Origin of the sequence: Massilia sp. LXY-6, assembly GCF_051233485.1 — a bacterium.
Lineage (GTDB): Bacteria > Pseudomonadota > Gammaproteobacteria > Burkholderiales > Burkholderiaceae_D > Telluria.
Genome location: NZ_JBKFGF010000046.1, coordinates 60,817 through 81,204, shown reverse-complemented (window position 1 = coordinate 81,204; position 20,388 = coordinate 60,817). Strand labels below are relative to the sequence as shown.

Sequence of the window (20,388 nt, the reverse complement as noted above, 5' to 3'; positions counted from 1 at the left end):
CAATCCACCATCCAGGAGCGAGCTCGTGGAATACAAGGACTATTACCAAACCCTCGGTGTCGAACGGACCGCGTCCGCCGACGACATCAAGAAGGCTTACCGCAAGCTGGTCCGGCAATACCACCCGGACGTCAGCAAGCACAAGGACGCGACCGAGAAGACCAAGGAAATCAACGAGGCCTACGAGGTCCTGGGCGATGCCGAAAAGCGCGCCGCCTACGATGAGCTCGGCCAGGGCAGGCGCCACGGCCAGGAATTCCAGCCGCCGCCGGACTGGGGCCAGCAGTACGATTTCGGCGGCGGCGGTGGCAACGCGGAAGACATCTTCGCCGACCTGTTCGCCCACATGGGACGCGGACGGCGCCGCGGCGCGGGCGCGGGCGCGGGCATGGGGGGCGCCGGTGGCTTCCAGATGCGCGGCGAGGACATCCACGCCGCCATCTCGATCGACCTGCGCGACGCCTACCAGGGCGCGACGCGTACCATTGGCCTGCGCGCCGGCCAGCAGGAAAAGACCTTGAGCGTGAACATCCCGAAGGGCGTGACGCCGGGCCAGCAGCTGCGCCTGGCGGGCCAGGGCCATCCGGGCATGGGCGGCGCCGGGCCGGGCGACCTGTTCCTGGAAATCCAGTTCGACCAGGATCCGCGCTACCGCGTCGAAGGCAGCAGCGTGTACCAGAACGTGCCGGTGACGCCGTGGGAAGCGGCGCTCGGCGCCAGCATCCCGGTACCGACGCCAGGCGGTACGGTCGAGGTGACGGTGCCGCCGGGCTCGCAGAGCGGCCGCAAGCTGCGCCTGAAGGGCAGGGGCATTCCGGCATCCCAGCCGGGCGACCTGTACCTGATCCTCGACGTGGTGCTGCCGCCGGCCACCAGCGACCGCGCGCGCGAGCTGTACCAGCAGATGGCGCGCGAGCTTGCCTTCAACCCACGCGAACGCATAGGAGCATAAGCGATGCATGAGATGACGAGCCTGAGCGGCGTATTACTCGACGACGTCGCCCTGACCCTGGATGAACTGGCGCGCGCCTGCAATGTCGAACCGGACTGGGTCGTGCGGCGGGTGCAGTCCGGCATCCTCGGCGGCCAGCCCGCGGTGCAGATCACGGAATGGCGCTTCCGCAGCGGCGACCTGCTGCGCGCGCGCCGGCTGCTGCGCGTCGAGCGCGATTTCGACGCCAATGAAGACGTGGCCGCGCTGGTGGTCGACCTCGGCGACGAGGTGCGCCGCCTGCGCTCGCGCCTGCACGCACTGGGTCTCGACTGAGTTTCGGGCAGGCACGCGCGCGCCGCCCGGTAGCGGGCAAAACTACAATCGGCCCTCCCACAGCGATAACTTTCTATCGACTACAAGGAGCCTATATGCAACAGAATTCCCAACAACAAGGGGGCCGCGCCCTGCAAGGAAAACGCGTCGCCATCCTGATGACGGATGGCGTGGAGCAGGTCGAATACACGGGCCCGCGCAGCTTTCTCGAAGAGCAGGGAGCCCAGGTGACGCTGGTGTCGCCGAAGCCGAGCGGCGAGGAGATTCAGGGCTTCCATCACCTCGACCTGGGCGACAAGTTCAAGGTCGAGATGGACGTGCGCGATGCGCGCCCGGGCGACTTCGACGCGCTGGTGCTGCCGGGCGGTGTCGCCAATCCGGACCAGTTGCGCCTGTCGACGGAGGCGATCACCTTCATCCGCGAATTCGGCCGCGAGAACAAGCCCATCGCCGCCATCTGCCATGGTCCGTGGACCCTGATCGACGCCGACCTCGTCACCGGCAAGCGCATGACCAGCTGGCCGACCCTGCAACTCGACCTGCGGAATGCCGGTGCACAATGGAGCGACGAGCAGGTAGTGGTTGACGGCAAGCTCGTCACCAGCCGCAAGCCGGACGACATCCCGGCCTTCAACCAGGCCATCCTGAGCGAACTGGCCGCCGTGCAGCCTGGACAATCCGGCGCCCACTAAGGCCCAGACTAGGAGCGTATATGGAACAAGTTGAGCAAGCAGGCAGGCCGCTGCAAGGCAAGCGCGTCGCCATGCTGATGACGGACGGCGTCGAGCAGATCGAGTACACCAGCCCGAGGTCCTACCTGGAGGAGCGCGGCGCGACCGTGGTGCTGCTGTCACCGAAGAATGCCGGCGAGGAAGTGCAGGGTTTCAACCACCTGCAACCGGGAGACAAATTCAGGGTCGAGATGAACGTGCGCGACGCCAATCCGACCGACTTCGACGCCCTGGTCCTGCCCGGCGGCGTGGCCAATCCGGATATGCTGCGGCTGAGCCGGGAAGCGATCGACTTCATCCGCGGCTTCGATGTCGAGGACAAACCGGTGGGCGCGATTTGCCACGGTCCCTGGACCCTGATCGATGCCGGCATCGCCACCGCCAAGCATCTCACCAGCTGGCCGAGCCTGAAGCGCGACCTCACCAATGCCGGGGCCGAGTGGACCGACGACGAAGTGGTGATCGATGCGCGCCTCGTCACCAGCCGCAAGCCGGCCGACCTGCCGGCGTTCAACGACGCGCTGGCGAAGGAGCTGATGATGGCGGCGGGGACCGATCCGGGGCCGACTTCGTAGGCGGATCCCGCAAAAAAAAGACCAGGCCGGAGCCTGGTCTCGGATATCACGCCGAGGGGCGACGATCAGAACTTGTAGCTTGCTGCGACGGACACGCGGCGGAACTGCGAGACGTAGCCGTCGCGCCAGGTGATCGGATAGTCCTGTTCGAAGATGTTGTTGACGTACAGGCTCAGCTTGACGTGATCGATGCCCGAGTAGGTCAGCGAGTAATCGAAGGTGGTGTTGCTGCCGACGTGGTTACAGGTTGCCATGTTTTCCGGGCGACTTTCTGCGTGACGCAGTAGGTCGGCGAGGAGTTGCTGTTGTTGCCCCAGCCGCTGTTGTAGTTCATGGTGATCGAGTGGTCGACATCACCCTTCTTCATGTATAGCTTGGTGACGGTCTTCAGGCGCGACGCCGGGAAGTCGTACAAATCCCAGGTGCCGGCAATGTTCTCGTCATACGCGTTCAGGGCCTGGCTGTAGTTCTGGTACTTCCAGACGTAGCTGCCGTCGAGTTTCAGACGGAAGTCCGTGTTCATGTGCGCGCCTGCGTCGGCGAGCGCTACGACAGGGCTGCGCCAGGAGGATTGATCTCGGCATCGTCGGGACCGAGGAGCACGCCGCACCGCCATGCTTCTCCGGCAACGCCGAGAGCCTGCGTATCCTGGCCGGCAACCCGGTTGACAATGCACTGCGCTACACCCCATCCGGAGGGCAGGTCGGCGTCAGCGTCATCCGTACCGATCGGGAAGTGCTGGTGCGGGTGGCCGACGACGGACCCGGCATCCCGCCCGCCAACCGGGAGCGTGAGTTTGACCGCTTTTACCGGGTTACCGGCCATGACGAGCGGGGCGGCGGACTCGGCCTGTCGATCGTGCGCAGCATCGCCGACGCGCATGGTGCCACGGTGACGCTGGACAACGGAGCGGCGGCCGTGGACTATCAGTAAGCGTTGGTTTCAAAGAAGCGAGGGCGAAACCGGCGGCGTAATCATGGACCCCTGCAGGTCCTGACAGGGCCGAGATCCATTGTTGCGTGGCTTGCAGAGCCAGATGTTCGAAAGCCTATGCTGGGCAGTAAGCCTGACATTGTAGTTAATTCTTGTGGGACGGCCATATATATTGGCGATATACCACTTTCAGTTAAAATTGGTTAGCAGAGAAGGGGTGGCCGAGCGGTTCAAGGCACCAAAGGTTGAAACTTTGGTTCCTATAGGTTTCTGTAGGAGACGCTGGTTCGAATCCAGCCCCCTTCTTTTGAGGCGAAAGGCAAAAATCGCTGCGCGATTTCGCTTGGTCAGACGAATCGGAGAGCCGTTGCGCTTGCAAGCGCAACGTCGCTCCGCCGGCTCGCCGCGGTGCGGCGAGAATTCCCGGCTCCGCCCCACGTCCGTGCCGGACGTGGATTCGATGCCCGGCTGCGCATGCGGGTATTCAAAAACAAAGCCCCACCGGCTTGCGCCGGCAGGGCTTTGTTTTTGAATACTGGTGGAGGCGGTGGGAATCGAACCCACGTCCGCAAGCACTCTACAGACAGTTCTACATACTTAGCACTATCTTTTAATTTAACCAGTACAACGGGGATGTGCACCCTGTGTACTAGCGAGTTACCTTAAATTTCGGAAGCAACCAAGTAACCCGGTTGATTCCTAGCCTCTGTAAATGACTCTACTTGCCTTGCGGCACACCCCAGAGGCGAGGTGGTGTAGAGCTAGCAGCGATTAAGCTGCGAGTGCGTACGAGTTATCGTTTGCAGTTATTGATTTCTGGATGTATTTACGAGGTAACCAGTCCTCGGTATGCCCTGCGCTGCTTTGCAACCCACGTCGAAACCAGGTCGCCCCCCAACGAAGAAAGCTCATTGTACTCCAAACCGGGGCGATGTGCAGTGATCCGCCTCTCTCGAAATTGCAAGCGAATGTTAGCTTTCGATAGATTTTAGTTGTCAAACAAGGACTACAATCGGCTCGCAGGAGATGTCCAATGAAGACCAATGGAGACCATGACCATATGAGTTGCATCGTATGTGGCACCCCGCAAACCGCCGGCCTGGCCGGATGGCATGCGGCCTGCCGCGGATGTGGGTACGAAAGCGCCGCTCTGCAGGGCGCGATCAATGAAAAGCCGCTTGGCGCACCCGTCGACGAGGATGAGCGCGAGCTGGGCCTGAAGGCGCTGCGCCAGGAGAATTTCCGCGATATCGTCGAGCTGGCAGGCGCATTGGCCCGGCCGGGCGCGCACCGCCTGCTCGACGTCGGTTGCGCCCATGGCTGGTTCCTGGAGACCGCCCGCGAGCGCTTCGACGTGCTCGGCATCGAGCCGGATGCGGTGGTCGGGGGGCGCACCCTGGCGCGCGGCCTGCCTGTGCGCCAGGGGTATTTCCCGGATGCGCTCCAAGCCGGCGAAAGCTTCGACATCATTGTCTTCAACGACGTCATCGAACATATTCCCGACATCCGCGCCGCGCTCGACGCCTGCCATGCGCGCCTGGGCGAGGGCGGCTTGCTGATCCTTAACCTGCCGAACAGCGCCGGCTTCTTCTACCGCCTGTCGAAAACCTTCGCCAAGGTGGGCTGGCGCAGCCCCTTCGAGCGCCTGTGGCAGAAGGGCCTGCCTTCGCCCCACGTTCATTACTTCCGTCCCGCCAACCTTGAACGCCTGGTAGGCAGGCATGGCTTCGCCTGTGTCCATTCCCAGGAGTTGCCCTCCTTGCGCGCCAAGGGCTTGCTGGAGCGGATCCGCTGCGCCGGCGGTATGTCGGGACCGTCGCTCTACCTGCAGTACGTGGCCGTGCTGTGTTCGATTCCGCTGCTGCGCCTGTTCCCAAGCGACATCATCGTCAGCGTTTTCCGCAAGACGTAAAAAAGCCGCAGGGCTTGCGCACCTGCGGCTTCTTCAAGCTGAGCGCGAAGATCAGCGGTTGGTGTTGATCATCTGGTTGCCCAGCATGCCGCCGCCGATGATGCCGGCAACGGTCGCCAGTTTCTTGCCGTTGCCGCCGCCGACCTGGTTACCGATCAGGCCACCGATCACGGCGCCGGTGCCGATACCGACGTAGTTCGGCTGCGGCGCCGGACGCGGTGCCGGGGCATAGTACTCGTCGCGGGCATAGGTGTGGTGCACGACCGTGCGCTGATGGGGCGCAGTATGCTTGGCCGGCACTTCCTTGATCACGGTTTCCTTGATGACCACCGGTGCCGGCGCAGGGGCGGCGGCCGGAGCGGACTGCGCGTACATCGCTGCCGGCTGGGCATACGCGCCCTGGACCGGCTGGGCATAGGCGACCGGCTGGCCCTGGACCGGCTGGGCGTAGCCGACCGGCTGGCCCTGCATCGGCTGGACGTATGCGTTGACCGGAGCGGCGGCCGGGGCCGGGGCGCCGGCATAGGCAGGCGCATAGCCGTTCTGCGAAGTCATCAGTGCCGCGGCTTGCGGCGACGGCGCACTGTTCGAGCTCGGCAGGATGCCGGTGATCGCCGCCGCCCCGACCAGGCTGACGATGACCACGGATGCCGCGGCGGCTGCCATCAGCGGGTGGATACGGTTGGTGGTGGTCTTGATCGCTTCCATGTTGTCTGCTCCTGAGATGTTGCGTTGTTCTATGGGAGTAGATTAACGGCCGGAATCATGTAGGGATAGACCTGTCCCTGTATCAATCGTAAATATGTGTAACGGTTCAGGCCGATGCTTCGGACGCACGCGCCGCGTTGAGCGTCTCGCGCAGTACTTGCAGCAGGTGCAGTGGCGTCTCCAGCAGATAGTCGGCGCCCCAGCTTGCCGGAGGAATCTCGCCGCAATAGCCCCAGCCGCAGGCCACCGTGACCATGCCGGCGGCACGGCCGGCTTCGACGTCGCGCAGGTCGTCGCCGACGTACCAGCAGTCCTCGGGCGCCAGGCCCAGCAGGCGTGCGCCTTCGAGCAGCGGGGCAGGGTGGGGCTTGGCGTGCGCGGTGGTGTCGCCGGACACCACGCAGCCCGCATGCGCCAGGCCGATCTGCGGGATCAGCGGGTCGGTAAAGCGCATCGGCTTGTTGGTGACCACGCCCCAGGCCATGCCGGCCTGCTCGATGCCCTTCAGCAGCTCGGTCACGCCGTCGAACAGCGAGCTCTCCACCGCCATCGCCGACTGGTAGCGGTCGAACCACTGCAGGCGCAGCTCTTCGTAGCCGTCGTCGCCCGGGGCCAGGCCGAAGGCGGCGCCGATCATGCCGCGCGCACCGGCCGAGGCGGTCGGGCGCAGCACCTCGTACGGCGTCGGTGCGAGGCCGCGCTCGGTGCGCAGCCAGTTGACCGCGGCGGCGAGGTCGGGCGCGGTGTCGGCCAGCGTGCCGTCGAGGTCGAACAGGACGGCGCGCGGCGCAGGCAGGCGGGAAGGAAAGGTCATGGACTGCGGATTCGTGATTCGGGTTAAAGCGGCTTGGTACAGGCCACCATGTAGTTCACATCGGTGTCCTGGTTCAGCGAATAGATCTTGGTGAGCGGATTGTAGCTCAAGCCCTTCAGGCCATCGAGCTGCAGGCCGGCGGCGCGGATGAAGCCGGAGAGTTCGGCCGGGGTGATGAACTTGGCGTAGTCGTGGGTCCCGCGCGGCAGCATGCGCAGGACATATTCGGCGCCGATCACCGCGAACAGGTAGGACTTCGGATTGCGGTTCAGGGTCGAGAAGAATACATGGCCGCCCGGTTTCACGAGCGTGGCCGCGGCGCGCACGATGGCGGCCGGATCGGGCACGTGCTCGAGCATTTCCATGCAGGTGACGACGTCGAACTGGCCCGGCTCCTCGGCGGCCATGTCCTCGGCCGCGATCAGCTTGTAGCGCACCTCGACGCCCGATTCCAGGCTATGCAGGTCGGCCACCTTCAGTGCCTTCTTCGACAGGTCGATGCCGGTCACCTTTGCGCCCTTGCGCGCCATCGATTCGGACAGCACCCCGCCGCCGCAGCCGATGTCGATCACGTTCTTGCCGCTAAGGGGCACGCGCGCGTTGATCCATTCCAGGCGCAGCGGATTGATCTCGTGCAGTGGACGGAATTCGGACGTCGGGTCCCACCAGCGGTGGGCCAGTTCGCTGAATTTCTGGATTTCCAAGGGGTCGGCGTTGGCCGTCATCGGTTGCGTAGTCATAGGTCGGAATAATAGCGGAAATGTCGCAGGGCGACGGTTGCGTCGCGAAAAGGCGCATAAAAAAACCCCGCCGCAGCGGGGTTTGATCGGGGCAAGCAGCCCGCAGCGGCAGATTACTGCTGCTGGGTGCCGCGGGTACCGACGACTTCGATTTCCACGCGGCGGTTCTTGGCACGGCCGGCGGCAGTCTTGTTGTCGGCCACAGGCTGCTTCTCGCCCTTGCCTTCGGTGTAGATGCGGTTCGATTCCACGCCCTTGCTCTGCAGGTAGGCCTTGACGGATTCTGCACGGCGGACCGACAGCTTCTGGTTGTAGGCATCGGTGCCGATCGAGTCGGTGTGGCCGACGGCGATGATGACTTCCAGGTTGATGTCTTTCAGCTTGCTGACCAGGTCGTCCAGCGATGCTTTGCCGGCCGGCTTCAACACGGCCTTGTCGAAGTCGAAGAAGGCGTCAGCCGAGTAGCTGACCTTTTCCGAGGTCGGGACCGGAGCCGGTGCCGGGGCAGGAGCCGGGGCAGGTGCCGGTGCTTCGACCGGGGGTGGCGGCGGCGGAGCGACGCACTTGCCGTTTTCGAGTTTCTCAGGCGCCACGCACAGCGGTGCGTCGCAGCCCGGGACCGCGTCGGCCGGGGTCCAGTAGCCGGTACGCCAGCACAGGCCGAAAGGATTGCGCGCGATCACGCCGCGGGCATCCTGCACGTAAGCGCTGTACGGCCTCGGCGCCTGGATGTCGGTCGTCAGCGGTGCATACGGCGCTGCGCTTTGCGCGAAAACGCTGCCGGCCATCGCTGCCGAAGCTGCGAGCATGAGGGTTGCTATTTTTTTCATATTTTTTCTTCCTTTCGGTAAATTCTTCGCGCTGCGAAAGTGCGCCAGCAAACGCATGAGCAGGCACATAGGCAGAATATTAACATCTTGCACGGATGTGTCCGTTTCGCATTGTGAAACAAGCAATTAACTTCTCGGCCATTTTGCCACATACGCCACATCCGCACGACCAGAGGCGGCCCAATTGCGGCGCATGGGATTTGTCGCGTTGTTTCTGCGCAACAACGCGCTGTGAACGGATCGTAAGCTTGACGAAAGTTTATGACAGGCATGTGTCAAACTGGCAAACGTGCACACGCTTGGCGTGCTGGGCTTGCTTTCAAAATGCACTGCTGATATAGCGCGCGTGGTAAAATCTACCCCTTGGAAACTTCCTTTATCGCCTGAAAGCAGTCGACCCGCCCATGGATCAATTCGCAAAAGAAACAATTCCAATTTCTCTGGAAGAAGAGATGCGCAAGAGCTACCTCGATTACGCCATGAGCGTGATCGTGGGTCGTGCTCTGCCGGATGCGCGCGACGGTCTCAAGCCGGTGCACCGCCGTGTGCTGTTCGCGATGCACGAGATGAACAACGTGTGGAACCGTCCTTACCTGAAGTGCGCCCGCGTGGTCGGCGAGACCATGGGTAAGTTCCACCCGCACGGCGACGCCTCGATCTACGATACGCTGGTGCGCATGGCGCAGGATTTCTCGCTGCGCTACACGCTGGTCGACGGGCAGGGCAACTTCGGTTCGATCGACGGCGACAGCGCCGCGGCGATGCGCTACACCGAGTGTCGCCTGGACAAGATCTCCCAGGAGCTGCTGGCCGACATCGACAAGGACACGGTCGATTTCCAGCCGAACTATGATGGCAAGGAAAAAGAGCCGACGGTCCTGCCGACCCGCATCCCGAACCTGCTGGTGAACGGCTCCTCGGGTATCGCGGTCGGCATGGCGACCAACATCCCGCCGCACAACCTGTCCGAAGTCATCAACGGCGCGCTGCACGTGCTGCGCAATCCGGACTGCACGATCGACGAGCTGATCGAGCTGATCCCGGCGCCCGACTTCCCGACCGCCGGCATTATCTATGGCGTCTCCGGCGTGCGCGACGGTTACCGTACCGGCCGCGGCCGGGTGGTGATGCGCGCCAAGACCCATTTCGAGGAATACGGCAAGGACGGCGGCCGCGTGGCCATCATCGTCGACGAGCTGCCGTACCAGGTGAACAAGAAGTCGCTGCTCGAGCGTATCGCCGAGAACGTGCGCGACAAGAAGCTGGAAGGCATCTCCGACATCCGCGACGAGTCCGACAAGTCGGGCATGCGCGTGGTGATTGAGCTGAAGCGCGGCGAAGTGCCGGAAGTGGTGCTGAACAACCTGTACAAGCAGACCCAGCTGCAGGACACCTTCGGCATGAACATGGTGGCCCTGGTCAACGGCCAGCCGAAGCTGCTGAACCTCAAGCAGATGCTCGAGAGCTTCCTGTCGCACCGCCGCGAAGTCGTCACCCGCCGCACCGTGTTCGAACTGCGCAAGGCGCGCGAGCGCGGCCACATGCTGGAAGGCCTGGCCGTCGCACTCGCGAACATCGACGAGTTCATCGCCATCATCAAGGCCGCGCCGACCCCGCCGGTCGCGAAGGTCGAGCTGATGCAGCGCACCTGGGACTCGTCCCTGGTGCGCGAGATGCTGAGCCGTACCGAGCTAGGGGCCGCCGGCGGCATCGAAGCCTTCCGTCCGGAACACCTGCCGAAGCACTACGGCATGCAGCCGGACGGCCTGTACCGCCTGTCCGATGAGCAGACGCAGGAAATCCTGCAGATGCGCCTGCAGCGCCTGACCGGCCTGGAGCAGGACAAGATCGTCAACGAGTACAAGGAAGTGATGGCCCACATCGCCGACCTGCTCGACATCCTGGCCAAGCCGGAGCGCGTCACCAGCATCATCGTGGACGAGATGGGCCAGATCAAGGCCGACTACACCGAGAATGGCAAGGATGCGCGCCGCTCGGCCATCGAGCACAACGCCAGCGATCTGGAAACCGAAGACCTGATCACCCCGCAGGACATGGTGGTGACCCTGTCCCACACTGGTTACATGAAGTCGCAGCCGATCTCGGAATACCGGGCCCAGAAGCGCGGCGGCCGCGGCAAGCAGGCGATGGCGACCAAGGACGAGGACTGGATCGACCAGCTGTTCATTGCCAACACCCACGACTACATCCTGTGCTTCAGCAACCGCGGCCGGATGTACTGGCTGAAGGTGTGGGAAGTGCCGCAGGGTTCGCGCAACTCGCGCGGCAAGCCGATCGTGAACATGTTCCCGCTGCAGGACGGCGAGAAGATCACGGTGGTGCTGCCGCTGTCGGGCGAGAACTCGAGCTTCCCGGAAGACCATTACGTCTTCATGTCCACCAGCCTGGGCACCGTCAAGAAGACCCCGCTGCGCGACTTCAGCAACCCGCGCAAGGCCGGCATCATCGCGGTCGACCTGGACGAAGGCGACTTCCTGATCGGCGCCGCGCTCACCGACGGCAAGCACGACGTGATGCTGTTCTCGGACGCCGGCAAGGCCGTGCGCTTCGACGAGAACGACGTGCGCCCGATGGGCCGTACCGCGCGCGGCGTGCGCGGCATGAATCTCGAAGAGGGCCAGAACGTGATCGCGCTGCTGGTTGCCGAGAACGAGCAGCAGTCGGTCCTGACGGCCACCGAGAACGGCTTCGGCAAGCGTACCCCGATCCTGGAGTACACCCGCCACGGCCGCGGCACCAAGGGCATGATCGCGATCCAGACCACCGAGCGTAACGGCAAGGTCGTGGCCGCGACCCTGGTGAATGAAACCGATGAGATCATGCTAATCACGACCGGTGGCGTGCTGATCCGCACCCGCGTGGCCGAGATCCGCGAGATGGGCCGCGCGACCCAGGGCGTGACCCTGATCGCGGTGGAAGACGGCACCAAGCTGTCCGGCCTGCAGCGTGTGGTCGAGAGCGACGTCGACGAAGTCGAGCTGGAGCCGGCACCGGAGTAATCCTGTCCTGTTCCACTTGAGACGGCCCGTGCAGCGATGCGCGGGCCTTTTTTTTGCCGGCGTTCACCGCGATTTGCTGCATTGCGGCGAAAAATCAGACCGCATAAGGATTTTTTGCAAGTTTCGTGCGAAAATCAAGCTCTCCTGTCCTCGATGCCGGGACAGCAACAGGCCTGCCGCAAGGCGGCAACGCAAAGGAAAGGTGCGCGTGACCCAGGTTTTCAATTTCTCCGCCGGCCCAGCCGTCCTGCCGAAAGAAGTGCTGCAACAGGCTGCCACCGAAATGCTCGACTGGCACGGCAGCGGCATGTCCGTCATGGAGATGAGCCATCGCGGCCCCGAATTCATCTCGATCTACAAGCAGGCCGAAGCCGACCTGCGCGAATTGCTGAACGTTCCGGCCAATTACAGGATCCTGTTCATGCAGGGCGGGGGACTCGGCGAAAATTCCCTCGTGCCGCTGAACCTGGCGGGACGCAAGCCCCAGCCGGCCACGATCGACTTCGTGCAGACCGGCTCCTGGTCCAGCAAGTCGATCAAGGAGGCGCGCCGCTACGCCAACGTGAACGTCGCCGCCTCCGGCGAAGCGGGCGGCTTCACCAGCGTGCCGCCGCAGGAGAGCTGGAAGCTCAGCGATGACGCGGCCTACCTGCACGTCTGCACCAACGAGACCATCGACGGCGTCGAATTCAACTTCGTGCCGACGGTGCAGGGCGATACGCCGCTGGTCGCCGACATGTCCTCGCACATCCTGTCGCGCGCCATCGACGTGTCGAAATACGGCGTCATCTTCGCCGGCGCCCAGAAGAACATCGGCCCGGCCGGCCTGACCCTGGTGATCGTGCGCGACGACCTGCTGGATGACGCGCTGCCGATCTGCCCGGGCGTCTTCAACTGGCGCGCGGTGGCCGAGGCCGACTCCATGCTGAACACGCCGCCGACCTACGCGATCTACATCGCCGGGCTGGTGTTCGCCCACCTGAAGCGGCTGGGCGGCGTGGCCGAGATGGAGCGCCGTAACATCGAAAAAGCGCGCCTGCTGTACGAGGCGCTGGACGCCGACGATTTCTACCGGAATCGCGTGGCGCCCGAATGCCGTTCGCGCATGAACATACCCTTCTACCTGCGCGACGAATCCCTGAACGACCAATTCCTGGCCGGCGCCAAGGCGCGCGGGCTGCTGCAACTGAAGGGCCACAAGTCCGTCGGCGGTATGCGGGCATCGATCTACAACGCGATGCCGATCGAGGGCGTGCAAGCCCTGGTCGATTATTTGAACGAGTTCGCCGGGCGCTGACGCCCGCGGTGCGCGCCCATGCGCGGCGCGCGAACTCCCATGAATGAGCAGACAATGACAGACAAACTACAACCCCTGCGCGAACAGATCGATGCGATCGACGCGCAAATCCTCGACCTCCTGAGCCGCCGCGGCAAGGTCGCGCAGGAAGTCGGCCACGTCAAGGCCGAGACCAATGCGCCGGTGTTCCGCCCCGAACGCGAAGCCCAGGTGCTGCGAAAGGTCGCCGACAACAATCCCGGCCCCTTGAAGGACAAGGACGTCCAGACCATCTTCCGCGAGATCATGTCGTCCTGCCGCGCGCTGGAAAAGCGCGTCACGGTCGCCTATCTCGGCCCCACCGGCACCTTCAGCGAGCAGGCCGTGTTCCAGCACTTCGGCAGCGCCGTCGAAGGCTTGCCCTGCGTGTCGATCGACGAGGTGTTCCGCGCCACCGAGGCCGGCACCGCCGACTATGGCGTGGTCCCGGTCGAGAACTCGTCGGAAGGCGCGATCAACCGCACCCTCGACCTGATGCTCGGCACCACCGCCATCATCAGCGGCGAAGTCTCGATCCCGGTCCACCACAGCCTGATGAGCAAGACCGGCAGCATGGACGGCGTAACGGTCGTATGCGCGCATTCGCAGGCACTGGCCCAGTGCCAGGCCTGGCTGAACCTGCACCACCCGAACGTCGAGCGCCGCGCCGTCGCCTCGAACGCCGAAGCGGCCGTGCTGGCCAGCCAGGACCCGACCGTGGCGGCGATCGCCAGCGAAATGGCGGGCGAGCAGTACAAGCTGGGCGTGGTCCAGGCCCACATCCAGGATGATCCGCACAACCGCACGCGCTTCGCCGTGATCGGATGCCAGGCCGCCGGCCCGTCCGGCCAGGACCGCACCTCGCTGGTGCTGGCCGTGCCGAACAAGGCCGGCGCCGTCTACAACCTGCTGGCGCCACTGTCCAGGCACGGCGTGTCGATGACGCGCTTCGAGTCGCGCCCGGCGCGCATCGGCACCTGGGAGTACTACTTCTACGTCGACGTCGAAGGCCACCACCAGGATGTGCAGGTCGCGCGCGCGCTCGACGAGCTGAAGGCCAATGCCGCCTTCTTCAAGGTGCTGGGCTCCTACCCGGTCGGCCTGTGATCCCTTATTTATTAGTTATCGAGAGTCCCCATGTCGCAATTCGGTCCTGAATACGTCCGCGCCATCGCCCCCTACCAGGCAGGCAAACCCATCTCCGAAGTCGCCCGCGAGTTCGGCCTGGATGAAGCCAATATCGTCAAGCTGGCCTCCAACGAAAACCCGTTCGGCGTGCCGGAGTCGGCGAAGCAGGCGATGCTTGCTGCCGCCGCGGAGCTGGGCCGCTATCCGGACGCCAACGGCTTCGAACTGAAGGCTGCGCTGTCCGCGCGCTACGACGTGCCGGCCGAATGGATCACCCTCGGCAACGGCTCCAACGACATCCTCGAGATCGCCGCCCACGCCTTCGTGCAGAAGGGCCAGGCGGTGCTGTACTCGCAGTACTCGTTCGCCGTGTACGCGCTGGCGACCCAGGGCGTGGGCGCGCGCGGCATCGTCGTCCCGGCCAAGGATTACGGCCACGACCTCGACGCGATGGCGGCCGCGATCGACGCGGATACCAAGTTGGTGTTCATCGCCAATCCGAACAACCCGACCGGCACCTTCATTCCGGCGGCCGAGATCGAAGCCTTCCTGGCCAAGGTGCCGGCCGGCGTGATCGTGGTGCTGGACGAGGCCTACAACGAATACCTGGAGCAGAAGGACCAGTTCGAGTCGACCCAGTGGGTGCGCAAGTTCCCCAACCTGATCGTCTCGCGGACCTTCTCGAAAGCCTACGGCCTGGCCGGCCTGCGCGTCGGTTTCGCGATCGCCCAGCCGGCGGTGACCGACCTGATGAACCGTATCCGCCAGCCCTTCAACGTCAATTCGCTGGCCCAGGCGGCGGCCATCGCGGCCCTGAACGACAAGGCCTTCCTGCAGAAGGGCTTCGAGAACAACCGTGCCGGCTACCGGCAGCTGACCGCCGCCTTTGAAGAGCTCAAGCTCCAGTACGTGCCGTCGCACGGCAACTTCGTGCTGGTCAAGGTGGGCGAGGACGAGGGTGCGGGCAATCGCGTCAACATCGCGCTGCTGAAGCAGGGCGTGATCGTGCGCCCGGTCGGCGCCTACGGCCTGCCGCAATGGCTGCGTATCTCGATCGGATTGCCGGAAGAGAACGCACGCTTCATCGACGCCCTGCGCGAGGCCTTGAAGAAGGCGCTGGCCTGAATGTTCGATAAAGTCGTCATCGTCGGCGTCGGCCTGATCGGTGGCTCCTTCGCGCTCGGCCTGAAGGCGGCCGGCGCGGTGCGCGAGATCGTCGGGCTCGAACGTTCCAGTGAAGCGCTCGCAAGGGCGCGGCAGCTCGGCATCGTCGACGCGGTATCCACCGATCCGCAAGAAGCCCTGCACGGCGCCGACCTGGTGCTGCTGGCGGCGCCGGTGGCGCAGACCGCCGGCATCCTCGCATCGCTGCTGCCGTGGCTGGAGCCGCATACCATCGTCACCGACGCCGGCAGCACCAAGTCGGACGTGGTCGCCAGCGCGCGCGCCGTGCTGCAGGAGCGCATTCACCAGTTCGTGCCCGGCCACCCGATCGCCGGGCGCGAATCGAACGGCCCGGATGCCGCCATCCCCGACCTCTACCGCGGCAAGAAGGCCGTGCTGACGCCGCTGCCGGAAAATCCGCCAGCCAGCGTGGACAAGGTGGCCGCGGCCTGGCGCGCATGCGGCGCCATCATCCATACCCTCACGCCGGGCGAGCACGACAAGGTGTTCGCCGCCGTCAGCCATCTGCCGCACCTGCTGGCGTATGCGCTGGTGGACGACATCGCCAACAAGCCGCATGCGGACCTGCTGTTCCAGTATGCGGCCAGCGGCTTCCGCGACTTCACCCGCATCGCCGGCTCCTCGCCCGAGATGTGGCGCGACATCAGCCTGGCCAACCGCGATGCGCTCCTCGGTGAGCTGGATGCCTATCTGGCACAATTGAACGGCCTGCGCGCGCGCCTCGCGGACGCCGACGCTGCCGGGCTCGAAGCCGTGTACGGCAACGCCCAGCGCGCGCGCCGCGCATGGATCGAAGCGATCGAAACCTTCGAGACGCCGCCCAGTCCGGACCAGGAATCAGGAAAGTAATCTATGACGCAGTCCAAACTCTACCCCGAACACCTCGACCTCGAACCGGTGATGCACGCCGAAGGCACGGTTCGCCTGCCGGGCTCGAAGAGCATCTCCAACCGCACGCTGCTGCTGGCGGCGCTCAGCGAGGGCAGCACCACCATCCACGACCTGCTGGCTTCGGACGACACCCTGGTGATGCTGGGCGCGCTCAAGTCGCTCGGCATCCAGTGGGAACAGCTGGATGAGCGCACCCACGTGGTGCACGGCGCCGGCGGCGTCCTGCCCACGCATGAGGCCGACCTCTTCATGGGCAATGCCGGCACCGCGATCCGTCCGCTGACGGCGGCCCTGGCCGTGATCGGCGGCGACTACACCCTGCATGGCGTGCAGCGCATGCACGAGCGCCCGATCGGCGACCTGGTCGACGCCCTGAACGCGGTCGGCGCCCAGATCGAGTACACCGGCAACCCGGGCTATCCGCCGCTGCGGATCCGCCGCGGTCACCTGCACGCCAGTCGCATGTCGGTGCGCGGCAACGTCTCGAGCCAGTTCCTGACCGCACTGCTGATGGCCGCGCCGCTGATGGCCAAGGACCAGCCGGTCACCATCGAGGTCGAGGGCGAGCTGATCTCCAAGCCCTACATCGAGATCACCCTGAACCTGATGCGCCGCTTCGGCGTGGCGGTCGAGCAGGATGGCTGGTCCGCCTTCACCGTGCAGCCGGGCCAGCGCTACCAGTCGCCGGGCAGCATCCACGTGGAGGGCGACGCCTCGTCGGCGTCCTACTTCCTGGCGGCCGGCGCGATCGCCGGCGGGCCGGTGCGGGTCGAGGGCGTGGGTCGCGACAGCATCCAGGGCGACGTCCGCTTCGCCGACGCGCTGGAGCAGATGGGGGCGACGATTGTGCGGGGCGACACCTGGATCGAGGCGCGTTCGAACGGCGTACTGAAAGCCATCGACCTCGACTTCAACCATATCCCGGACGCCGCCATGACGATCGCCGTGGCCGCCCTGTATGCCGACGGGCCCAGCACGCTGCGCAACATCGCCAGCTGGCGCGTGAAGGAGACCGACCGCCTGGCCGCGATGGCGACCGAGCTGCGCAAGGTCGGCGCCATCGTGGAAGAGGGCGAGGACTACCTGCGCATTACCCCGCCGGCGGAGCTGTCGCCGGCCACCATCGACACCTACGACGACCACCGGATGGCGATGTGCTTCTCGCTGGCTTCGCTGGACGGCAAGGCGCGGCGCGGCAACGCGATGCGCATCAACGACCCGAAGTGCGTGGCGAAGACTTTCCCGGATTATTTCGAAACGTTTGCGTCAATCGCCAAAGACGACTTATCCTGACGGCTTTGCAGGGTGGGTGCCATGTGCCCACGCGTGACGTTCGCATCATGCCGGCGTCCGCGTGGGTACGGGGTGCTCACCCTACGTATTGGTGAACAAATAATATACGCATGCCAAACTCGAATATCCCCGTCATCACCATCGACGGCCCGACCGCGTCCGGCAAGGGCACGGTGGCCCACCGCGTCGCCGACCACCTGGGTTTCCACCTGCTGGACTCCGGCGCCCTGTACCGCCTGACCGCGCTGTCGGCGCTGCGCCGCGGCACGCTTCTTACGGACGAGCATGCGCTCTCGAAGGTGGCCGAGCACCTGCCGGCCCGCTTCAACGGCGGCCACATCTACCTGGGGACGGAAGACGTCAGCCAGGCCATCCGCGCCGAGGAAGTCGGCAACACGGCCTCGAAGATCGCGGCCCTGCCGGGGGTGCGCCAGGCGTTGTTCGGGCTGCAACTGGGCTTTCGCCAGACCCCCGGCCTGGTGGCCGACGGACGCGATATGGGGACCGTGATCTTCCCTGGAGCCGAGCTGAAAGTCTTCCTGACGGCAAGCGTTGAGGCACGTGCGCAACGCCGGTATAAGCAATTGATTGACAAAGGGTTTTCTGCTAATATGGACGATCTGCTGGAAGATTTGCAGTCCCGCGATGCGCGCGATACCCAGCGCGCCGTGGCACCCTTGACTCCGGCAGAGGGTGCGCATCTCCTCGATACCTCGCACATGACCGTGGACGAAGCGGTGGCGTTGGTACTCGACTGGTGGGCGCACAGCTAGTGGTGCCCGGGAGCGTTCCCGGGTGTGTTTCAACCTGACCCAGTTCAGATGGCATATCGCCGTTCTGCTGGCTAACCTTTCAAAAACTCATGGCTACTGCAGCAAATCAAGAAACCGGCATGGAAAGCTTCGCAGCACTCTTCGAAGAGTCGCTGTCGCGTCAAGACATGCGTTCGGGCGAAGTCATTTCGGCCGAAGTCGTGCGTCTGGATCACAACTTCGTGATCGTCAACGCTGGCCTGAAGTCGGAAGCTTTCATCCCGATCGAAGAATTCAAGAATGACCAGGGCGAACTGGAAGTCAACGTGGGTGACTTCGTTTCCGTGGCCATCGAATCGCTGGAAAATGGTTTCGGCGATACCATCCTGTCGCGCGACAAGGCCAAGCGCCTGGCATCGTGGCTGGCTCTGGAAAAAGCAATGGAGTCGGGCGAGATCGTCACCGGCACCGTGAATGGCAAAGTCAAGGGCGGCCTGACCGTCCTGACCAACGGCATCCGCGCATTCCTGCCGGGTTCGCTGGTCGACACCCGTCCGGTCAAGGACACCACCCCGTTCGAAGGCAAGACCCTCGAATTCAAGGTCATCAAGCTGGACCGCAAGCGTAACAACGTCGTGCTGTCGCGTCGCGCCGTCATCGAAGCATCGATGGGCGAAGAGCGTGCGAAGCTGATGGAAACGCTGAAGGAAGGCACCGTGGTCACCGGCGTCGTCAAGAACATCACCGACTACGGTGCGTTCGTCGACCTGGGCGGCATCGACGGCCTGCTGCACATCACCGACCTGGCATGGCGTCGTGTGCGTCACCCGTCGGAAGTCCTGACCGTCGGCCAGGAAATCACCGCCAAGGTCCTGAAGTACGATCAGGAAAAGAACCGCGTTTCGCTGGGCGTCAAGCAACTGGGCGACGATCCGTGGACCGGCCTGTCGCGTCGCTACCCGCAAGGCACCCGCCTGTTCGGTAAAGTCACGAACCTGACCGACTACGGCGCGTTCGTGGAAGTCGAGCAGGGCATCGAAGGCCTGGTGCACGTGTCCGAGATGGACTGGACCAACAAGAACGTGGCTCCGAACAAGGTTGTCCAGCTGGGCGACGAAGTCGAAGTCATGGTCCTGGAAATCGACGAAGAGCGTCGTCGTATCTCGCTGGGCATGAAGCAGTGCAAGGCGAATCCGTGGGACGACTTCGGCATGACCCACAAGAAGGGCGACAAGGTCAAGGGTTCGATCAAGTCGATCACCGACTTCGGCGTGTTCATCGGCCTGCCGGGCAACATCGACGGCCTGGTGCACCTGTCGGACCTGTCCTGGACCGAAACCGGCGAAGAAGCCGTGCGCAAGTTCAAGAAGGGCGACGAGCTGGAAGCCGTGGTTCTGGCAATCGACGTCGAGCGCGAGCGTGTCTCGCTGGGCGTGAAGCAGCTGGAAGGCGACCCGTTCAACAACTTCGCTTCGCTGAACGACAAGGGCACCCTGGTCACCGGCACCGTGAAGTCGGTTGAGCCGAAAGGCGCCGTGATCGCCCTGAGCGACGAAGTCGAAGGCTACCTGCGCGCTTCGGAAATCTCGCGTGACCGCGTGGAAGACGCCGGCACCCACCTGAAAGTGGGCGACAAGGTCGAAGCCCTGGTCATCAACATCGATCGCAAGGCTCGCAGCATCCAGCTGTCGATCAAGGCGAAAGATAACGCAGAGACCCAGGAAGCCATGCAGAAGCTGGCTTCGGACAACAGCGCTGCTACCGGCACCACCAGCCTGGGCGCACTGCTGAAGGCCAAGTTCGACAATAAAGGCTAATAGCCCGGGACCGCGCAGATGACCAAGTCCGAGCTGATCAACCGCCTGGCTGAGCGTTACTCTCAGCTGGTGGCAAAAGATGCGGAATACGCTGTCAAGACCATCCTCGATGCGATGACCAACGCCCTGGCGACCGGCCAGCGCATCGAGATCCGCGGTTTCGGCAGCTTCGCGCTGAACAGCCGGCCGCCCCGCATCGGACGCAATCCGAAGTCCGGCGACAAGGTGATGGTGCCCGAAAAACGGGTGCCGCACTTCAAGCCGGGCAAGCAGTTGCGCGAGCGGGTCGACGCGATGGTCGGGCAACCGATCATCGAGGACTGAGTCGTCTGCCGTCTGGCGGAGTCTTCCGGCAGGAAGACGAAAACGGCATCCTATTTTGGATGCCGTTTTTTTTCGTCCAGGCCGGTTCTTTGAAAACTCGTTTCAAATATGCGACACTGCGCCTTTGCAGTCATTCCTCACAGGACCTATTGA

The 20,388-nt window shown here is 64.1% G+C and carries 21 protein-coding genes, 1 tRNA gene and 1 other RNA gene; 16 read left to right on the top strand and 7 right to left on the bottom strand.

The genetic code is table 11. From position 1 onward, the window contains the following. Window positions 1–25 precede the first annotated feature (25 nt). The 4 genes from ACI48D_RS19725 (at window position 26) to ACI48D_RS19710 (ending at window position 2,573) form a co-directional block, all read left to right on the top strand. Entirely contained in the window at window positions 26–952 is a 927-nt protein-coding gene (locus ACI48D_RS19725; RefSeq protein ID WP_435572947.1) for a DnaJ C-terminal domain-containing protein, read from the top strand. Window positions 953–955: 3 nt separating this feature from the next. Continuing rightward, window positions 956–1,267 carry a chaperone modulator CbpM gene (locus ACI48D_RS19720; protein ID WP_435572946.1) on the top strand — a complete coding sequence of 104 codons (312 nt, stop codon included), beginning with the start codon at window positions 956–958 and terminating at the stop codon, window positions 1,265–1,267. Between the two features lie 95 nt (window positions 1,268–1,362). Further along, window positions 1,363–1,959 carry a type 1 glutamine amidotransferase domain-containing protein gene (locus tag ACI48D_RS19715; protein ID WP_435572945.1) on the top strand — a complete coding sequence of 199 codons (597 nt, stop codon included), beginning with the start codon at window positions 1,363–1,365 and terminating at the stop codon, window positions 1,957–1,959. A gap of 20 nt (window positions 1,960–1,979) precedes the next feature. Further along, window positions 1,980–2,573 (top strand): type 1 glutamine amidotransferase domain-containing protein, encoded by a 594-nt coding sequence (locus ACI48D_RS19710; protein WP_435572944.1) that lies wholly within the window; start codon window positions 1,980–1,982, stop codon window positions 2,571–2,573. A gap of 65 nt (window positions 2,574–2,638) precedes the next feature. On the opposite strand, the gene ACI48D_RS19705 is transcribed toward ACI48D_RS19710, so the two are convergent. Further along, the gene (locus ACI48D_RS19705) at window positions 2,639–2,827 is read right to left on the bottom strand and encodes a hypothetical protein (RefSeq protein WP_435572943.1); all 189 of its coding nucleotides are present in this window, start codon (window positions 2,825–2,827) and stop codon (window positions 2,639–2,641) included. Next, the gene (locus tag ACI48D_RS19700; RefSeq protein WP_435572942.1) at window positions 2,776–3,096 is read right to left on the bottom strand and encodes a hypothetical protein; all 321 of its coding nucleotides are present in this window, start codon (window positions 3,094–3,096) and stop codon (window positions 2,776–2,778) included. The genes ACI48D_RS19705 and ACI48D_RS19700 overlap by 52 nt, the downstream gene beginning before the upstream one ends. Before the next feature lie 8 nt (window positions 3,097–3,104). On the opposite strand from ACI48D_RS19700, the gene ACI48D_RS19695 reads away from it, so the two are divergent. Further along, window positions 3,105–3,506 (top strand): sensor histidine kinase, encoded by a 402-nt coding sequence (locus tag ACI48D_RS19695; RefSeq protein WP_435573000.1) that lies wholly within the window; start codon window positions 3,105–3,107, stop codon window positions 3,504–3,506. Between the two features lie 211 nt (window positions 3,507–3,717). After that, a tRNA-Ser gene (locus ACI48D_RS19690) sits at window positions 3,718–3,812 on the top strand. A 230-nt stretch (window positions 3,813–4,042) separates the two neighbouring features. On the opposite strand, the gene ssrA is transcribed toward ACI48D_RS19690, so the two are convergent. After that, window positions 4,043–4,401: a transfer-messenger RNA gene (ssrA, locus tag ACI48D_RS19685) on the bottom strand. 138 nt (window positions 4,402–4,539) lie between these two features. Between ssrA and ACI48D_RS19680 the strand changes: the two genes are divergently transcribed. Continuing rightward, on the top strand, window positions 4,540–5,418 hold the full coding sequence (locus ACI48D_RS19680; protein WP_435572941.1) for a class I SAM-dependent methyltransferase: 879 nt from the start codon (window positions 4,540–4,542) through the stop codon (window positions 5,416–5,418). 51 nt (window positions 5,419–5,469) lie between these two features. Here ACI48D_RS19680 and ACI48D_RS19675 read toward each other — a convergent pair whose 3' ends face one another. The 4 genes from ACI48D_RS19675 to ompA all read right to left on the bottom strand — a co-directional run bounded on the left by ACI48D_RS19675 (window position 5,470) and on the right by ompA (window position 8,510). After that, a complete protein-coding gene (locus tag ACI48D_RS19675; protein WP_435572940.1) occupies window positions 5,470–6,126 on the bottom strand; it encodes a glycine zipper 2TM domain-containing protein in 657 nt (218 codons plus the stop codon). 106 nt (window positions 6,127–6,232) lie between these two features. Further along, complete coding sequence (locus ACI48D_RS19670) at window positions 6,233–6,940, bottom strand: HAD family hydrolase (protein WP_435572939.1); 708 nt, start codon at window positions 6,938–6,940, stop codon at window positions 6,233–6,235. Window positions 6,941–6,963: 23 nt separating this feature from the next. Further along, window positions 6,964–7,665 (bottom strand): bifunctional 2-polyprenyl-6-hydroxyphenol methylase/3-demethylubiquinol 3-O-methyltransferase UbiG, encoded by a 702-nt coding sequence (gene ubiG, locus ACI48D_RS19665; protein ID WP_435572999.1) that lies wholly within the window; start codon window positions 7,663–7,665, stop codon window positions 6,964–6,966. A gap of 128 nt (window positions 7,666–7,793) precedes the next feature. Continuing rightward, window positions 7,794–8,510 (bottom strand): outer membrane protein OmpA, encoded by a 717-nt coding sequence (gene ompA / locus ACI48D_RS19660; RefSeq protein ID WP_435572938.1) that lies wholly within the window; start codon window positions 8,508–8,510, stop codon window positions 7,794–7,796. Between the two features lie 404 nt (window positions 8,511–8,914). On the opposite strand from ompA, the gene gyrA reads away from it, so the two are divergent. The 9 genes from gyrA (at window position 8,915) to ACI48D_RS19615 (ending at window position 20,235) form a co-directional block, all read left to right on the top strand. Continuing rightward, entirely contained in the window at window positions 8,915–11,530 is a 2,616-nt protein-coding gene (gene gyrA, locus ACI48D_RS19655; protein WP_435572937.1) for a DNA gyrase subunit A, read from the top strand. 208 nt (window positions 11,531–11,738) lie between these two features. Then, complete coding sequence (gene serC, locus ACI48D_RS19650) at window positions 11,739–12,827, top strand: 3-phosphoserine/phosphohydroxythreonine transaminase (protein WP_435572936.1); 1,089 nt, start codon at window positions 11,739–11,741, stop codon at window positions 12,825–12,827. 54 nt (window positions 12,828–12,881) lie between these two features. Continuing rightward, window positions 12,882–13,952, top strand: coding sequence for a prephenate dehydratase (pheA, locus tag ACI48D_RS19645; RefSeq protein ID WP_435572935.1), 1,071 nt, complete (start codon window positions 12,882–12,884; stop codon window positions 13,950–13,952). A 30-nt stretch (window positions 13,953–13,982) separates the two neighbouring features. After that, window positions 13,983–15,098 carry a histidinol-phosphate transaminase gene (hisC, locus tag ACI48D_RS19640; protein ID WP_435572934.1) on the top strand — a complete coding sequence of 372 codons (1,116 nt, stop codon included), beginning with the start codon at window positions 13,983–13,985 and terminating at the stop codon, window positions 15,096–15,098. After that, window positions 15,099–16,007, top strand: a complete 909-nt coding sequence (locus tag ACI48D_RS19635) for a prephenate dehydrogenase (protein WP_435572933.1) — start codon at window positions 15,099–15,101, stop codon at window positions 16,005–16,007. It abuts the gene before it with no gap. 3 nt (window positions 16,008–16,010) lie between these two features. After that, entirely contained in the window at window positions 16,011–17,342 is a 1,332-nt protein-coding gene (gene aroA, locus ACI48D_RS19630; protein WP_435572932.1) for a 3-phosphoshikimate 1-carboxyvinyltransferase, read from the top strand. Window positions 17,343–17,452: 110 nt separating this feature from the next. After that, window positions 17,453–18,115: a (d)CMP kinase gene (gene cmk, locus ACI48D_RS19625; protein ID WP_435572931.1), complete on the top strand. Its 663-nt coding sequence runs from the start codon at window positions 17,453–17,455 to the stop codon at window positions 18,113–18,115. A gap of 89 nt (window positions 18,116–18,204) precedes the next feature. Further along, complete coding sequence (gene rpsA, locus ACI48D_RS19620) at window positions 18,205–19,911, top strand: 30S ribosomal protein S1 (RefSeq protein ID WP_435572930.1); 1,707 nt, start codon at window positions 18,205–18,207, stop codon at window positions 19,909–19,911. An 18-nt stretch (window positions 19,912–19,929) separates the two neighbouring features. Then, window positions 19,930–20,235, top strand: coding sequence for an integration host factor subunit beta (locus tag ACI48D_RS19615; protein WP_008446215.1), 306 nt, complete (start codon window positions 19,930–19,932; stop codon window positions 20,233–20,235). Window positions 20,236–20,388 lie beyond the last annotated feature (153 nt).

Excerpts from the sequence above, each read along its gene's own strand:
- ACI48D_RS19715 (WP_435572945.1), top strand. The coding sequence starts at position 1,363 with ATGCAACAGAATTCCCAACAACAAGGGGGCCGCGCCCTGCAAGGAAAA.
- hisC (WP_435572934.1), top strand. The coding sequence starts at position 13,983 with ATGTCGCAATTCGGTCCTGAATACGTCCGCGCCATCGCCCCCTACCAG.
- ACI48D_RS19705 (WP_435572943.1), bottom strand. The coding sequence starts at position 2,827 with ATGGCAACCTGTAACCACGTCGGCAGCAACACCACCTTCGATTACTCG.
- rpsA (WP_435572930.1), top strand. The coding sequence starts at position 18,205 with ATGGCTACTGCAGCAAATCAAGAAACCGGCATGGAAAGCTTCGCAGCA.
- ACI48D_RS19615 (WP_008446215.1), top strand. The coding sequence starts at position 19,930 with ATGACCAAGTCCGAGCTGATCAACCGCCTGGCTGAGCGTTACTCTCAG.
- ACI48D_RS19670 (WP_435572939.1), bottom strand. The coding sequence starts at position 6,940 with ATGACCTTTCCTTCCCGCCTGCCTGCGCCGCGCGCCGTCCTGTTCGAC.
- ACI48D_RS19700 (WP_435572942.1), bottom strand. The coding sequence starts at position 3,096 with ATGAACACGGACTTCCGTCTGAAACTCGACGGCAGCTACGTCTGGAAG.
- ACI48D_RS19675 (WP_435572940.1), bottom strand. The coding sequence starts at position 6,126 with ATGGAAGCGATCAAGACCACCACCAACCGTATCCACCCGCTGATGGCA.
- pheA (WP_435572935.1), top strand. The coding sequence starts at position 12,882 with ATGACAGACAAACTACAACCCCTGCGCGAACAGATCGATGCGATCGAC.
- ACI48D_RS19680 (WP_435572941.1), top strand. The coding sequence starts at position 4,540 with ATGAAGACCAATGGAGACCATGACCATATGAGTTGCATCGTATGTGGC.
- cmk (WP_435572931.1), top strand. The coding sequence starts at position 17,453 with ATGCCAAACTCGAATATCCCCGTCATCACCATCGACGGCCCGACCGCG.
- ACI48D_RS19720 (WP_435572946.1), top strand. The coding sequence starts at position 956 with ATGCATGAGATGACGAGCCTGAGCGGCGTATTACTCGACGACGTCGCC.
- ubiG (WP_435572999.1), bottom strand. The coding sequence starts at position 7,665 with ATGACGGCCAACGCCGACCCCTTGGAAATCCAGAAATTCAGCGAACTG.
- gyrA (WP_435572937.1), top strand. The coding sequence starts at position 8,915 with ATGGATCAATTCGCAAAAGAAACAATTCCAATTTCTCTGGAAGAAGAG.
- ompA (WP_435572938.1), bottom strand. The coding sequence starts at position 8,510 with ATGAAAAAAATAGCAACCCTCATGCTCGCAGCTTCGGCAGCGATGGCC.
- aroA (WP_435572932.1), top strand. The coding sequence starts at position 16,011 with ATGACGCAGTCCAAACTCTACCCCGAACACCTCGACCTCGAACCGGTG.
- ACI48D_RS19635 (WP_435572933.1), top strand. The coding sequence starts at position 15,099 with ATGTTCGATAAAGTCGTCATCGTCGGCGTCGGCCTGATCGGTGGCTCC.
- ACI48D_RS19710 (WP_435572944.1), top strand. The coding sequence starts at position 1,980 with ATGGAACAAGTTGAGCAAGCAGGCAGGCCGCTGCAAGGCAAGCGCGTC.